Raw genomic sequence first — 16,640 nt, forward strand, 5'->3', positions numbered from 1 at the left:
TAAGCACGGATCAAAGAGCTTAAGCCCGCAAGCTTAACGCCAGTTCTTGAAACGGTTAATCAACGCATTGGTAGAACTGTCATGACTGGTTACGTTTTTATCATCTGTCAGTTCTGGCAAGATGCGATTAGCCAGTTGTTTACCCAGCTCAACACCCCATTGGTCGAAGGTATAGATATTCAGGATAATCCCTTGGGTGAAGATTTTGTGTTCATACAGCGCAATCAATGCACCCAGGCTGAACGGCGTAATTTCACGCAGCAGGATGGAGTTGGTTGGGCGATTGCCTTCAAACACTTTAAATGGCGCGACATGAGCCACTTGCTCAGGGGTTTTGCCTGCCGCAGCAAATTCAGCTTCAACTTCAACTAGTGATTTGCCAAATGCCAGTGCTTCGGTCTGGGCAAAGAAGTTCGACAGCAGCTTCGCGTGATGATCACTCAGTGGGTTATGACTGATAGCCGGTGCAATAAAGTCACAAGGAACCAATTTGGTGCCCTGATGGATCAACTGATAGAACGCATGTTGGCCGTTAGTACCTGGTTCACCCCAGATAATAGGGCCGGTCTGGTAATCCACTGGGGTACCGTTACGATCCACATACTTACCATTAGATTCCATATTGCCCTGCTGGAAGTAAGCTGGGAAACGGTGCATGTACTGATCGTAAGGCAGGATAGCTTCGGTTTCTGCACCGAAGAAATTGTTATACCAGATGCCGATCAATGCCAGCAGGATAGGCAGGTTGTGCTCCGCAGACGTTTCGGCGAAGTGTTTATCCATGGCATGCGCACCACTCAGCAGTTGTTCGAAGTGTTCGAAACCAACCGACAGCGCGATAGACAAACCAATGGCGGACCACAGCGAGTAACGGCCACCAACCCAATCCCAGAATTCAAACATATTGTTGGTATCAATGCCAAACTCACCCACAGCTTTGGCATTGGTCGACAATGCAGCAAAGTGTTTGGCGACATGTTCCACAGAAACCGCAGTAGACAGGAACCAGTCACGCGCACTGTGGGCGTTGGTCATGGTTTCTTGGGTAGTGAAGGTTTTTGATGCCACCAGGAACAGCGTGGTTTCTGGGTTCAACGGTTTCAACGTTTCAGCAATATGGGTGCCGTCAACGTTTGAAACGAAATGCATATTCAGATGATTTTTGTACGGGCGCAGTGCTTCAGTCACCATGTAAGGGCCGAGATCTGAGCCGCCGATACCGATGTTCACCACATCAGTAATCGCCTTGCCGGTATAACCTTTCCAGTCACCGCCAATCACGCGGTCACAGAACTGTTTCATTTTAGCCAGCACCGCATTCACTTCTGGCATCACATCCTTGCCATCCACCACAATCGGGGTGTTAGTGCGGTTACGCAAAGCAATATGCAGTACTGCGCGGTCTTCAGTACGGTTGATTTTTTCACCGGAAAACATGGATTTAATCGCACCGGCCAGATCAGTTTCCTTCGCCAGAGCTTGCAGCTTTTCCATAGTTTCGCTGGTAATGCGGTTTTTGGAGAAATCCACCAGCATTTGATCATCAAAAGTGGCTGAAAACTTGCTAAAACGCTGGTCGTCCTCGGCAAACAGACTGCTGATGGTGACATCTTTCATCTGCTCAAAGTGTTGCTGTAACGCTTTCCAGGCAGCGGTTTGACTAGGATTAATATTTTTCATAGCGGCGCTCTTCTAGGCTTAAGGATAATGAAACGAATGGGTTAATTGTATCCTGTTCGGGTGTGATTGAGATCTCTTTTCTTGCGATAGGTGCTATCTCTCGAAACAACACTTGATCTCATCCCTGTTTTCGCAGTGTGTCATTGTCTAACAGTATCTATTGCCAAAGTAATGGTAGTGGCAGGTAGGCAGCAAGCAAACGCATCCCGATGAGCTTACTCGGGTAAGTGAACGTAGCTAACACTCCAGCAGCTTCAAGTACCAAGGGAATAGTCAATTTAGTGATATCACAGCGCATATTATTAAAGATGAAAATACCTCATAGCCATTTCATTGACAGAAAGTCGATAACCCGTTATTTCCTTGTACAGAGATAAATACTGATGCCCTCCGAGATGGCATCCCTGATACGAGGTTTTTTTAGATGATTCAAGCAGCACCCCAGCAGAGCCGCAGCGCCCCTTCTGCGACCGTGGTTGCCAAATTTGGTGGCACCAGCGTGGCAGATTTTGCTGCCATGAGTCGCAGCGCCGATGTGGTTTTATCGAACCCGGACGTTCGTTTGGTTATCTTGTCAGCTTCGGCTGGAATTACCAATCTGTTGGTCGCCCTTGCCGATGGCTGTGAGCCTGAAAAGCGTGAACTTCATTTAGCAGAAATTAGTCGAATTCAATCCGATATTCTAGCCAAACTCGGCAATCCGGTGGTTATCCGCGATGAAATTGAACGCATGCTGGAAAACATCGCCATGCTGTCTGAAGCGGCCAGTCTGGCAACGTCTGCGGCGTTAACCGATGAACTGGTGAGTCACGGCGAATTGATGTCTACACTGCTGTTTGTCGAGCTAATACGCCAGCGTCAGGTGGCAGTGGAATGGTTTGATGTACGTAAAATCATGCGAACCAATGACCGTTTTGGTCGTGCTGAACCGGATACCCAATTGCTGTCTGAATTAGCTCAAACGCAATTGGCCCCGCGTATCGCGCAGGCCATTGTTGTCACACAAGGCTTTATCGGCAGTGAAAGCAAAGGGCGCACCACTACCCTTGGCCGTGGCGGTAGCGATTACACCGCCGCGTTACTGGGTGAAGCACTGAATGTTGGCCGCATTGATATCTGGACAGATGTCCCTGGGATTTATACCACCGATCCACGGGTGGTTCCGGCAGCAAAACGCATCGATAAAATTGCTTTCGAAGAAGCGGCTGAAATGGCGACATTTGGTGCCAAAGTCTTGCATCCGGCCACCCTGCTGCCAGCCGTGCGCAGTGATATTCCAGTGTTTGTCGGCTCAAGCAAAGACCCAGCGGCTGGCGGCACCTTAGTCTGTAATGAAACCGAGAGTCCACCACTGTTCCGTGCCTTGGCATTGCGCCGCAAACAGACGCTGCTGACCTTACATAGCCTGAATATGTTGCATGCACGTGGTTTTCTGGCGGAAGTATTTAATATTCTGGCGCGCCACAATATTTCAGTTGATTTGATAACCACCTCTGAGGTGAGTGTCGCACTAACTCTCGATACTACAGGCTCGACATCAACGGCAGGCAGTCTGCTGACTACCTCACTGCTGACTGAACTCTCCTCACTATGTCGGGTTGAAGTGGAAGAGAATCTGGCGTTGGTAGCGATTATCGGCAATAACCTGTCACAAGCTTGTGGCGTCGGTAAGGAAGTATTCGGTGTCCTTGACCCATTCAATATCCGCATGATTTGCTATGGCGCCAGCAGCCATAACCTGTGCTTCCTAGTGCCAGGGAATGATGCTGAAAAAGTGGTGCAAACCCTGCATCACAATCTGTTTGAGTAACAATTTATTTGAATAATACGCTGTTTGAATAACACGGCTTGAGTCAGAGTAAAAACTAACTATACACTGCTAACAACAACAAACTGATAACACTGACCGGGCGATTTCGTCCGGTTTTCTTATATCTGACACTGACGACTAAGGACTTTCGCTTCATGTTAGTAAAAATCACCCGGCTGTTCCCGCTGTGGGCGCTGCTGCTGTCAGTCGCGGCCTATTTCCGCCCGACCACCTTTATCGGTATCGGGCCTTATGTCGCCCCGTTACTAATGTTGATCATGTTTGCTATGGGGGTCACTCTGCGGCTGGATGATTTCAAGCGTGTACTCTCGCGCCCAGCACCGGTAGCCGCGGCAACTTTCCTGCATTATCTGATTATGCCGCTCACTGCCTGGATTCTGGCGATACTATTCCGTATGCCACCGGACTTGTCTGCCGGTATGGTACTGGTAGGCAGCGTTGCCAGTGGGACAGCATCTAATGTGATGATTTATCTGGCCAAAGGAGATGTCGCGTTATCAGTGACCATCTCTGCGGTTTCTACCCTGGTGGGGGTTTTTGCCACGCCATTACTGACCCGTTTATATGTCGACGCCACCATCAGTGTTGACGTCGTGGGAATGCTGAAAAGTATTCTGCAAATCGTGGTCATCCCTATTAGCGCAGGGCTGATTATCCATCACACCTTTACTAAAACGGTGAAACGCATTGAGCCTTATCTACCGGCGATGTCGATGGTCTGTATTGTCGCTATCATTAGTGGCGTGGTCGCCGGTAGCCAGAGTCATATCGCTTCAGTGGGTTTCGTGGTGATTATTGCGGTTATCCTGCATAACGGTATTGGCCTGTTAAGTGGTTACTGGGGCGGGAAACTGTTCGGCTTTGATGAATCTACCTGCCGCACACTGGCCATTGAAGTCGGTATGCAAAACTCAGGACTCGCGGCTACGTTGGGTAAAATTTACTTCTCGCCACTGGCTGCCCTACCCGGCGCATTGTTCTCGGTCTGGCATAACCTCTCCGGTTCACTACTGGCGGGCTACTGGTCAGGTAAACCAGTAGAGAAAGATAAAAAGTAATACCAAAGAGTATAAATGCCCGAACCATTCGGGCATTTTCAATTTTTCTGTTTCTTTTTATTCCCCGCTTTAGACAGAAAAACAACATCAATAACACCCAGCATTACCCTGATAATATTTAAAATAATTCTGAAAACAGTCACTCAATAACCGCTTAATATTAAAAAATTATTATCTTTCCCTTCTCTCTGAATATTCCTTAATTATTATCCTCAATCCGCCGTCTCTACTCTTTAGGGACGGTAATAGTGCTGCCCGTAAATTTGACTCAAGGACGGAAAGGACTGGGTCCACTCATCGCGTTATACCCAGGAAATTCCCCCCACAAACATCATGATAAAAAAACGTACCGCATTATGTTTTTTATTGAGCACGGGCGCTCACGCTAACATGACTCCGGGGGTAGATATTCCCTCTCCGATCAATGAATCACGCCAGAACTTACAGAACAGCAGCACTGAAATTAATCACTTAATAGAAGAGCGTCGTCTGCCTCATGTTAAACAGCCTGAGGCAGAGATAGAAACGCCCGAAAATAGTGCACCTGAATTAGATGATAACGCGCAATGTCTTCCCATTAGCGGCGTCTATATTCAGGGTATTACCTTATTGACTGAGGCGGATTTAGAGACTTTAAGCCCAATACCGGAGCAATGTATTGGTAGCGAAAACATTAATCTGTTGGCGCGTGAACTCACTCAACTTTATCTTAACAAAGGTTATATTACCGCCCGCGTCCAGTTTATTCCTCCCGATAACGAGGGCGAATTGGGTTTCGATGTAACTGAAGGTTTTATTGAGAGCATCGAAAGTGTTGACCCAGAATTAAACGGTGAAAATGTTTTCCCCAATATGATCGGGGAACCATTAAATATTAAACAACTCGACCAAGGGCTCGATCAAGCTAACCGTTTACCCTCCAATAAAATAACTGTTGATATTTTACCAGGAAAAGAGGCGGGCGGCTCAATTCTCAGATTGAGTAATATCCGGTCAAAACCCTGGCATCTGACAACATCCCTGGATAATTATGGTAATAAAAGTACCGGTAAATGGTTAAGCCGCAATGCATTTTCTTTCGATAACCCCCTTGGGTTATCAGATTCTCTCAGCTTAAATATCAGCAGTACCACCGATAATCCACAGAAAAACCATAGCCGCGCCTATTCACTGTTTTATTCCGTTCCTTATGGCGCATTGACCTTTAGTGGGTTTGGCAGTTATTCCGAATACCTTTATCCGGTGCAGTTACAATTCAATACCATCGAACTACAAGGTAAAACCCAGCAGCATGGCTTACGCACCGATTATGTTTTCTATCGCGACCAAGACCAAATTAATGGCTTAAGCGCACAACTAACCTATAAACAGGCTGAAAACTACTTTAACGAACAGAAAATCGCCGTCAGCAGCCCGACACTGACGGTATTTGAATTAGGTATTAATCATCTGCACATCCTGCCCACCGGCATATTCAATGTGAATGTCAGCATTGAACAGGGATTATCCTTATTGGGTGCAGATCAAAACATATCAGCCAGCTATCAAGACAGCCAATTCACCAAAGCTAAAGCCGCTGTGACTTCCAATCAATATTTCAAACTGTTTGATGATTTCTATCTGTTTAGCAATCAGTTCTATGGCCAATACACCCGTGACCGATTACCGGGCGTTGAATGGTTGAGCGTCACCGACAGCAACGCTATTCGTGGCTTTAGTCGCAATACCTTATCGGCGGATCGAGGCTGGTATCTCCAGAATACCTTGTCGCGCAACTTTACACTCGGCAACACCACCCTAACCCCGCGGTTAGGGGCAGATGTGGGTCGTATACAACAATCATCGCCAGGCTGGAGCAGTGCTATGGGGTTAAGTGCCGGCATCAATCTCAGTTACCGCGATATCAAACTGGATATTGAAGCCAGCCGTGGCCACTTATTGTCCGGTAAAACAGAGAATAAAGACCCTACTCAGATTCTGGCGCGCTTCTCTTATTCCTTTTAATTAATCCGCTGCCAGCGAAAGCCAATTTTTATCAATACCAAACTATATGACAAAAATGGAGAAGTAAAAATGAAACAAAATAAGTTCAAGCTCTCCCCGGCAGGAAAGCTGGCGGCAGCCGTTGCTATTATTTCAGTATCAGTGGCCACCTGTTATGCTGCTGGGATTGTCGGTGCCGGTGATCCTGCCCACAATCCAGCAATTAATACGGTAAATGGCGTCCCAGTCATCGATATCGTAAAACCCTCAGCATCGGGGTTATCACATAACCAATATAATGAATTTAACGTTAACAAAGCGGGAGCCGTGCTTAATAACTCTCTCAGTACCGGTCAATCACAACTTGCCGGGCAATTATCTGCCAACCAGAACTTAAATGGTCAAGCAGCCAGTATTATTTTGAATGAGGTTATCAGCCGTAACCCTTCATTATTATTAGGTAAGCAGGAAGTCTTTGGCATGGCAGCTGACTATATTCTGGCTAACCCTAATGGAATTACCTGTAATAGCTGTGGTTTTATTAATACCAATCGAAACTCACTGGTAGTCGGTAATCCGCTAGTAGATCAAGGTAATTTACAAGGCTTTGATACTCGCAATAACACCAATTTATTAAATATAACAGGTTATATATCAACAGTTGGGCCAATAGACTTAATTGCGCCACGTATTAATATGCTGGGAGCTGTAGACTCCAGAGAGAGCATTAACATCATCCTCGGGCAAAATAAAGTTAGCGTTGACGGGGAGATATTAGAATCACAAAAATATGTGGATTCAGCATACGACAGTAAAATATTTGGTGGTATGCAGGCCAATAGAATTCGTATTGTTAACACCGCAGAAGGTAATGGGGTAAATATGTCAAGTGGGTATTCTGCCCGTGACTCGATAGAAATTTTAACACCGGGAAGATTGAATCTTGATGTTGATTCCGATCCAAATTTGAATTATAACCCGACCCCCGCCAACTTAAGCGGTAAAGATATCACAGTCAGCGCCGGTGATATCTTTACTTCAGGCGATATTATTGAATCATCTTCTGGCGGTTCGACAACACAGACACTCAAACGCACCAAAATTAAAGGCGCAAATATTTCAATTATTGCCAAGAAAAAAAATCATCTTAGTGCCGCCATCATTGATGGTAAAAACATCACTATTCAAGGTGGGGATATTAAACTGGATACAGAGAAACTCACTAATACACAGGCCAATGGCTATTCAGAAAAGGGTGGGTGGGGGCTACATAACTGGAGCAAATCTGAAGATAATAAAAACCAACAACAAACAGTTATTGGAACCACTATTATTGCGGAGAATAACATCTTTCTTAAATCAACCAAAGGGGATATAAAATTATCAAGCTCTTCTGTAAGGGCAGGCGATAATCTTTCAGTCAAAGCGGAAAAAGATTTACAACTCAAAGGCCAGATTGAACAAAGCTCAAAGCATGAAAAAGGCCATAACTATGTGCAAATGAGAGAGGATAAATCTTGGGACAATAAAGAAAACACTCAAACACTCAATAAAACCATGCTACAAGCCGATGGGAATTTGGGTTTAACGGCAGAAGGAAAAATTACCGGCAATGGTGTTAAGGCATCAGCTGGCGGCGATTTATTAATCAATGCCAATGAAGTCAAGATTGATGTGGAAAAGACCAAAAATCAGAAAACAACAAATGGTAAAAATGAACAAAATTTAGGGCTAGGGGGTATCGATCATAATAACAACAATAAGAATGCAGAAACCAATCACCGTTCTGAAATAATCGCTGATGGAACAATTCTAGTTATAGGTAATAAAGGTGTTTCCATTACCGGCAGTCAAGTCAAAGGTACCAAAGATGGTTATATTCAGGCAGATCAAGGCGGCATTAAGATTGATAACGCCATTAGTACCACCACCACTAAAATTGATGAGCGTACCGGTGTCGCCTTTAATATTACTGGCAGTTCCCATAAAGCCAATAATAGCGATGAAAAAGTTATCGGCAGCGAATTAGCGTCAGATGCTAATCTCAAAATAATCAGTAAAGATAATGTTGATGTTATTGGCAGTATGGTAGCAAGTGCCGGTGAACTGGGTATTGAAACGCTAGGTGAAGTTAATGTTAAAGCCGCTCAAGCCCAACAGAAAATTGATGAGCAGAAAAGCAAACTTACTATCTCGGGCTTTACCAGCGATGATGGTAACAACCAATACCAGGCAGGTTTGAAACTGAATCACAGCAGTGAGAGCGAAAAAACTGACAGCATCAAAAATCACGCTGCGTCACTGCAAGGTGGCACAGTCAAACTGGACGCCCAAAAAGACATCACATTTATCGGCTCTAACATCACTGCCACCAAAGGCGATGCAGAAATTAAAGGCGAAAATGTTTCATTTGTCGCTACGCAAGACACTCTCTCCAGCAATAAAACCAAAGAAACCGTTGGGGTTGATTTCCACTACACCGGCGGCATGGATAAAGCCGGCAGTGGTGTAAACGTAGGCTACGAAGATACCCAAACCAGCACTGACAAATCAACCTCCGTGGTCTCGGGTTCACAGGTAGCGGGTAATCTGAATATCACCGCAACACAAGACGTCACCAATCAGGGAACGGACCATAACGTCGGTGGCGCTTATCAGGCTCAGGGCGATAATATCCATAATCTGGCCGCTGAGAATAGTGAAAAAACGCATACCAAAACCACCAAGGTTGATGTCGGTTATGAGGCCAATATTGCTTATGGCGAAGTGACCCGCCCGGTTGAAAAAGTGATAGCCGATGGGCAAAAACTGGATATTGGCGGCATGGTTGAAGCGGTAGGCGAAGTGGGCGCGCCTAACGCTGGGATAGATCTTGCGGCTAAAGGTGGAACCAAAGAGACCCACCTCAACAGTAACCAATCTGTCGTAACATCAATCAAAGGCGGTAACATCGCGCTCAATGCCAACGGCGAAGTCAAAGATCAAGGCACAAAATATCAAGCGGACAAAGGAGCCATTACGCTGGATGCATCGCGTCATACCTTTGAAGCTACCGTTAATCGTGTTGACCAACATGTTACAGAAACCTTCGGCGAAGCCGATATTCGAGTTTACACCTCTACAGGCAAAGACATTACCCTTGATGGTAAGGGCAAAGGGGGATCGACAGATCAGCATATAAAAGGTGAAATTGCGCAAGTTGGTAGCATGAACGCAGCAAATGGCGTCAATATCAATGTGAAACAGGATGCGAGCTATCAAGGCACAAATATCAATGCAGGTAGTGGCAAAACTACGGTTAGCGCAGGCGGTAATATTGTTTTTGATCAAGTCACTAACCACACCAGTGAAAACCATAATAACGTTGAGGCTAATGCCAAAGCGAACCTTGGTACTAACGTCGGCAGTAAAAACTTCAGTGCCGGTTTAGGTGGCGGTAACAGTAAGGGGCAAAGCAGTACCTCCGTTGCCCAAGTCAGTCATCTGCAAGGCCAGCAAGGTATTGAGCTGAATGCAGGGAAAGATTTGACACTCACCGGCACCTCGTTCGGCAGTAAAGAACAAGCTACCGGTGATATTCTGCTGGCAGCCGGTGGCAAAGTCGATATTCTGGCCGCGCAATCACAGGGGTCGAAGCAGGATATGACCTGGTCAGCCAGTGCCAATGCGGGTATGAGTACAAGCAGTGGTACCGATAAAAATGGTAAAGGGATAAAGGCAGGCGCAGAAGTTAACGTTGCTAATAAAGACGAGTCAGCCACCAAACATCAAGGCAGTGTGATTAACAGCAATGGCGCAGTCAACATTAAAGCTGGCGGTCACGATAACCAAGCCATCCATATGCAAAATGCCAATATCACCAGCCAGCAAACCACACTGACGGCAGATAATGGCGGCATCATGCTGGAGTCAGCACAAGACCAGGAACACAAAAACAACTGGAACTTCACAGCCGGCGCCAATGGCAACCAAAATAGCTCTTTCAATAAAGATGATAAAGGGGTGGTCGACAAGCAAAGTAGCGAAAAACTCCATAATATCAGCGCTAAATTGGATGTCGGTGTTGAAAAACTGAATGCTGTAATGCAACAAAACACCCATATCAATAGCAACAATATCGCCCTGAATAGCGCCAAAGACACTGCTCTAGCGGGTGCTATGCTCAAAGCTAATGATATTACTGGCACTATCGGCGGTAACTTGAAAGTGCAAAGCCGTGAAGATGTCCGACAGGAAGTTAATGTCAACACTGGCTTGAGTTTCAATCACAGTAACGAGAAACAAGACAGTATGATTAATCAGGTAGCCGATGCGACCCCAATCGGCTCGGATAAAGTGAAAAAAAACCTGACCACTAAATCCAATAAGTTATTCGATAAAGTTAAAAAGCAATATGACCAAGTTTCAAGCTACTTTGGTTCTAAAGAAGAAGATAACGTACAACCCCTCAGCTATACCAAAAAGGGGAGCAATGAAACGCTAACCGAGTCTAAGGAAGAAGCAGAAACCGAAGATAAATGGCGGCAGAAAGGTGCCAAAGCAGCAGGCAAAAAAATCAAAAGTAATGTTCAGGATGAACAAGTCAAAGGTGGCAGCGGCAAAGCTAAAGTTGAAGTGGAAGTCGTTGAAAATAAAGCGGTTGAAGAACAATCAGCCATTAGCGGCACACAGTCAGTTAATTTGAACGTAGCCGGTAAAACTGAACTAATCGGTGGAAAAATAACCAATAGTGACAGCGATGTAAACTTACAAACCAATGGTCTGGAATTACAGGATATCAACGGCAAACACACCCAGGGCGGAGCGAGAGTAAATGCATCGTCTAAAGTTACCGAGATAATTGGTGGTGGCGTCAGTGAAATGATGGAAGGCAAAACACCGCTGCTAGGCGCTCATGGTGGCTCCGAACAGAAAAATGCCGTAGCCGGTGTGACGCGAGGCTAAAGCGCGCAAACCACTTGGTTAAAGAGCATTAAAAAAGGAGATAGTCATCACGGCTATCTCCTTTCATTTTACTTAACAACTAACTTAACGATCAGTCGGCATCATAACCCAAGTTCGGGGCTAACCAGCGCTCAACCTCCGCTACCGGCATCCCCTTACGGGCGGCATAATCTTCCACCTGATCACGCTGAATCTGTGCCACCGCAAAGTATTTACTGTCTGGATGGCTGAAATACCAGCCTGATACCGAGGCACCCGGCCACATGGCGTAGGATTCGGTCAACTTCATGCCCGTGTGAGTTTCTACATCCAGCAACTGCCAGATTTGGCCTTTTTCAGTATGTTCCGGGCAAGCCGGATACCCCGGTGCTGGGCGAATCCCTTGGTAGTTCTCGCGCACCAATTCCTCGTTGCTCAGGTTTTCATTCGGTGCAAAGCCCCAATACACCTTACGTACCCGCTCATGCAGATATTCTGCAAAAGCTTCTGCCAGACGGTCTGACAAGGCCTTAATCATGATTTTATTGTAATCATCATGCTGAGCATCATAAGCCTCGGCCAAGGCATCTTCTTCCAAGCCACCAGTGACAGCAAATGCTCCGTAGTAATCAATCTTGCCACTAGATTTAGGTGCAACATAATCTGCCAGGCAATAGTTCGGGAAGTCGGTCTTCTCGGTTTGTTGGCGCAGATGATGGCTGACCACCAGCACATCCTCACGCCGCTCATCGCGATAAACTTCGATATCATCGCCGACGCTGTTAGCTGGGAATATCCCCACCACGCCTTTCGGATGCAGCAAGTTTTCTGCCGACAATTTATCCAGCAGTTCATTGGCATCGGCAAATAGGCGTTTAGCCTCTTCGCCGACCACCTCATCTTCCAAAATACGTGGGTATTTACCCGCCAACGACCAGGTCATAAAGAATGGCGTCCAGTCGATATAATTGCGCAGAGTTTCGATACTGGCCTCGACAGGCTGCACACCTAATTTATGGGCAACTGGCGGCGTATAACTTTCCCAATCGATTACGGTTTGGTTATCCCGCGCGATTTGTAAACTGACCGGCGGAGTTCGCGGTTTTTTACGTGCATGCTGAATACGGACGGTTTCATATTCTTTGCGCGTTTTTGCTACGAAATCATCACGCTGCGTGTCAGATAACAACGCTGAAACCACGCCAACGCTGCGTGAGGCATTGGAGACGTAAGTGGTGGAACCACTGTAGTTCTGTTCGATTTTAACCGCGGTATGGGCTTTCGAGGTGGTCGCGCCGCCAATCAATAACGGCAAGGTAAAACCCTGTCGCTCCATCTCTTTGGCAACGTTAACCATTTCATCCAGCGACGGGGTTATCAGGCCGGACAAGCCGATGATATCGACCTTTTCCTCCCGCGCCGTGCGCAGGATTTTTTCGGTCGGCACCATCACACCCAGATCGATGATCTCATAGTTATTACACTGTAAAACCACACCCACAATGTTTTTGCCGATATCGTGCACATCACCTTTAACCGTTGCCAGCAGAATTTTGCCCGCGGTAGTGCCTTTCTGCTTACTGGCTTCAATATAAGGTTCGAGATAGGCTACTGCCTGTTTCATCACTCGGGCAGATTTTACCACTTGTGGCAGGAACATTTTCCCTTCACCGAACAGGTCACCAACCACATTCATCCCGGCCATCAATGGCCCTTCGATAACCTCGATTGGCCGCTCAGCCTGCTGACGGGCTTCTTCGGTATCCAGCTCGATAAACTCAGTGATGCCTTTAACCAGTGAATATTCCAGCCGTTTTTTTACATCCCAGCCACGCCACTCCGCTTGTTGAATCGCCACTTCACCACTTTTGCTGCTACGATATTTTTCGGCCAGATCCAACAACCGCTCAGTGCTGTCGCTACGGCGATTAAGGATCACATCTTCCACCGCATCACGCAGCTCATCCGACAGATCATCATAGATCGCCAGTTGGCCAGCGTTGACGATCCCCATATCCATGCCATTACGGATAGCGTAATAGAGGAAAACAGCATGGATCGCCTCACGCACCGGATCATTACCGCGGAATGAGAAGGAGACGTTGGAGACACCACCTGAAATCATGGCATGAGGGAGCTCAGCTTTGATATCGGCGCATGCTTCAATAAAGTCGACCGCATAGTTGTTATGCTCTTCAATCCCCGTCGCCACGGCGAAAATATTGGGATCGAAGATGATGTCTTCCGGCGGGAAGCCGACAGTTTCGGTCAATATCTTATAAGCGCGGCGACAGATTTCGATTTTACGCGCACGGGTATCCGCCTGCCCGGTTTCATCAAATGCCATCACAACCATGGCAGCACCATAACGGCGCACCAGCTTAGCGTGATGGATAAAGGCAGCTTCGCCCTCTTTCATCGAAATAGAGTTAACAATTCCTTTGCCTTGAATACATTTCAGGCCTTTTTCGATCACATCCCACTTAGAGGAGTCGATCATGATTGGCACCCGGGCGATATCTGGTTCACCGGCAATCAGATTGAGGAAGCGCACCATCGCGGCTTCTGCGTCCAACATCCCCTCATCCATATTGATATCGATGATCTGCGCGCCGCTTTCAACCTGTTGGCGGGCTACATCCAGCGCTTCATCATATTTATCTTCTTTTATCAGCCGCTTAAAACGAGCCGAACCGGTGACGTTGGTGCGCTCGCCGACGTTAACAAATAGCGAGTTAGCATCGATAGTCAGCGGTTCCAGACCAGCCAGACGGCAAGCCACTGCAATATCCGGCAACGGGCGCGGAGGGACGCCAGCGACGGCTTTAACCATCGCCGCAATATGTCGTGGTGTGGTACCACAACAACCACCGACAATATTCAAAAATCCAGCCCGTGCCCACTCACCAATCTGTTCGGCCATCTCTTTGGCTTCCAGATCGTATTCACCAAAAGCATTAGGCAAACCGGCATTCGGGTGCGCACTGACATAATATTCAGAGATACGGGATAACTCCGCCACATATTGACGTAATTCATCCGGCCCCAACGCGCAGTTCAGGCCAAAAGAGAGCGGTTTAACGTGGCGCAGCGAGTTATAAAAAGCTTCTGTGGTTTGGCCTGATAATGTCCGGCCCGAGGCATCGGTAATAGTGCCGGAAATCATCACCGGCAACAGCACACCCATGGCTTCAAATTCAGACTCAACAGCAAAGGTAGCCGCTTTCGCATTAAGGGTATCGAAGACCGTCTCGATCATAATCAGATCAACACCACCTTCAATCAAGGCGCGGGTAGACTCCCGATAAGCCTCAACCAACTGATCAAAACTGACATTACGGAACGCCGGATCATTAACTTTAGGCGAGATCGACGCGGTACGGTTGGTCGGGCCAAGAACCCCGGCAACATAGCGCGGCTTTTCTGGGGTACGGGCGGTCCATTCATCAGCGCAAATCCGAGCCAACCGAGCAGCTTCATAGTTAATTTCGGCTGACAGCGACTCCATCTGATAATCCGCCATCGCAATGGTGGTGGAGTTAAATGTATTGGTTTCGAGAATATCAGCGCCCGCTTCAAGGTAGGCATTGTGAATGGCGATAATGACTTCCGGTTTAGATAGCACCAATAAGTCGTTGTTGCCTTTCAGATCACTTGGCCAATCAGCAAAGCGCGCTCCACGATAATCAGCCTCTTCCAGCCGATAGCTCTGGATCATCGTGCCCATACCACCGTCCAGCACCAGGATCCGTTGTGCCAGTTGCTGATGCAATTGCTTAACCTTATTGTTTAATACTGTGTCCACCACTGTCTGTCGCCTCTTTACCCTGTTGCTTTGCCATTACCCGACGCATCTTGGTTGTTTATTTGTATCAGACATGCTGAAAAATTCATCCCTATATACCCAATAGATTTCGAGTTGCAGGTCGGCGGCAACGAAATGAACCCAAGGAGTTGAGATAACTCAATGACTTGGGTGAGTGACGGCAGCCAACAACCCTGCATCTTGAAAGATGACGGGTATAAACCCGTCTGTCATCCTAGCACAAGTTATCAATGTAATGAGTCCGCTAGCAGTTGAGACTTTTTCAGGTAGAGAAACCGACTCATCGGATGAGCGTTTTCTATCGTTTGCATGCATAATTGAAAAACGAAAATGAATTCCATAAAAATAGATGAGAGGTGGATTTATGGCGTTACCGATTCCGATTAAGCGGGGGAAAAAACCCAAGGCAGCTGCACAAACTACCCCTGCAGCAACCGGTCAGGTTCAGTCATTAACGCGCGGCCTTAAATTACTGGAATATATTTCCGAATCACAAGGCAGTGTCGCCCTGACGGATTTAGCACAACAGGCGGGGTTACCGAATTCTACCACTCATCGCCTGCTGACAACCATGCAACAGCAAGGTTTTGTCCGTCAGGTGGGGGATTTAGGGCTTTGGACCATGGGGGCTCACGCCTTTATTGTCGGCAGTAGCTTCCTGCAAAGCCGCAATTTGCTGGCCATGGTGCATCCGATGCTACGCCGTTTGATGGATGAATCAGGCGAAACCGTCAACCTGGCGGTGCTCGACCATAGCGACTACCAGGCCATTATTATCGATCAAGTACAATGTACTGCGCTAATGCGCATGTCAGCCCCCATTGGTGGCAAACTGCCAATGCATGCTTCCGGTGCGGGTAAAGCCTTTCTCTCTACCCTGACAGATGATCAATTAGTGCAGTTGTTACATAAGAAAGGGCTGCACGCATATACCCAACATACCCGTACCAATCCAGCCAGCCTGAAAGAGAATCTGGCACTGACTCGCAAGCAAGGTTATTCATTTGATGATGAAGAACATGCCCTCGGCTTGCGTTGTATCGCCGCTTGTCTGTTCGATGAACACCATGAAGCCTTTGCCGCAATCTCTATCTCCGGCCCGGTATCACGCATTACCGACGACCGCGTCACCGAACTTGGCGCACTGGTTATTCATGCTGCGAAAGAAATCACTCAATCCTATGGTGGCGGGAATCGTAATTAGTTAAAAAATCGAATGCATAAAAACTTTTTCGTTCGGTGAGAACAGGCAGATGGTAAAGACGCCGTAGATTAAGCGCAATGATCGACGGGTTTACCGCGCCTCGGGGCGCTCCGGTCGCTTACGCGCTTGTATTCA

7 protein-coding genes are annotated in these 16,640 nt (G+C 47.1%); 5 read left to right on the forward strand and 2 right to left on the reverse strand.

Translation table 11 applies throughout. The features are described from left to right. Window positions 1-33: 33 nt before the first annotated feature. Window positions 34-1,680, reverse strand: coding sequence for a glucose-6-phosphate isomerase (gene pgi, locus ACWJJO_RS20835; RefSeq protein WP_481091489.1), 1,647 nt, complete (start codon window positions 1,678-1,680; stop codon window positions 34-36). A 424-nt stretch (window positions 1,681-2,104) separates the two neighbouring features. Here pgi and lysC point away from each other — a divergent pair, with 424 nt between their 5' ends. The 4 genes from lysC to ACWJJO_RS20855 all read left to right on the forward strand — a co-directional run bounded on the left by lysC (window position 2,105) and on the right by ACWJJO_RS20855 (window position 11,496). Next, on the forward strand, window positions 2,105-3,490 hold the full coding sequence (gene lysC / locus ACWJJO_RS20840) for a lysine-sensitive aspartokinase 3 (RefSeq protein WP_083162095.1): 1,386 nt from the start codon (window positions 2,105-2,107) through the stop codon (window positions 3,488-3,490). Between the two features lie 155 nt (window positions 3,491-3,645). Next, window positions 3,646-4,569 carry a ketopantoate/pantoate/pantothenate transporter PanS gene (panS, locus tag ACWJJO_RS20845; protein ID WP_083162093.1) on the forward strand — a complete coding sequence of 308 codons (924 nt, stop codon included), beginning with the start codon at window positions 3,646-3,648 and terminating at the stop codon, window positions 4,567-4,569. 333 nt (window positions 4,570-4,902) lie between these two features. Beyond that, complete coding sequence (locus tag ACWJJO_RS20850) at window positions 4,903-6,573, forward strand: ShlB/FhaC/HecB family hemolysin secretion/activation protein (RefSeq protein WP_083162091.1); 1,671 nt, start codon at window positions 4,903-4,905, stop codon at window positions 6,571-6,573. Between the two features lie 69 nt (window positions 6,574-6,642). Then, window positions 6,643-11,496: a hemagglutinin repeat-containing protein gene (locus ACWJJO_RS20855; RefSeq protein ID WP_481091490.1), complete on the forward strand. Its 4,854-nt coding sequence runs from the start codon at window positions 6,643-6,645 to the stop codon at window positions 11,494-11,496. Between the two features lie 91 nt (window positions 11,497-11,587). Here the strand turns inward: ACWJJO_RS20855 and metH are convergent, their stop codons facing one another. Next, a complete protein-coding gene (gene metH, locus ACWJJO_RS20860; RefSeq protein ID WP_420073464.1) occupies window positions 11,588-15,283 on the reverse strand; it encodes a methionine synthase in 3,696 nt (1,231 codons plus the stop codon). Window positions 15,284-15,665: 382 nt separating this feature from the next. On the opposite strand from metH, the gene iclR reads away from it, so the two are divergent. Beyond that, the gene (iclR, locus tag ACWJJO_RS20865) at window positions 15,666-16,505 is read left to right on the forward strand and encodes a glyoxylate bypass operon transcriptional repressor IclR (protein ID WP_420073463.1); all 840 of its coding nucleotides are present in this window, start codon (window positions 15,666-15,668) and stop codon (window positions 16,503-16,505) included. Window positions 16,506-16,640 lie beyond the last annotated feature (135 nt).

The sequence above is a fragment of the Yersinia antarctica genome (assembly GCF_056636475.1).

Coding starts and splice junctions, on each gene's coding strand:
- pgi (WP_481091489.1), bottom strand. CDS start 1,680: ATGAAAAATATTAATCCTAGTCAAACCGCTGCCTGGAAAGCGTTACAG.
- lysC (WP_083162095.1), top strand. CDS start 2,105: ATGATTCAAGCAGCACCCCAGCAGAGCCGCAGCGCCCCTTCTGCGACC.
- panS (WP_083162093.1), top strand. CDS start 3,646: ATGTTAGTAAAAATCACCCGGCTGTTCCCGCTGTGGGCGCTGCTGCTG.
- ACWJJO_RS20850 (WP_083162091.1), top strand. CDS start 4,903: ATGATAAAAAAACGTACCGCATTATGTTTTTTATTGAGCACGGGCGCT.
- ACWJJO_RS20855 (WP_481091490.1), top strand. CDS start 6,643: ATGAAACAAAATAAGTTCAAGCTCTCCCCGGCAGGAAAGCTGGCGGCA.
- iclR (WP_420073463.1), top strand. CDS start 15,666: ATGGCGTTACCGATTCCGATTAAGCGGGGGAAAAAACCCAAGGCAGCT.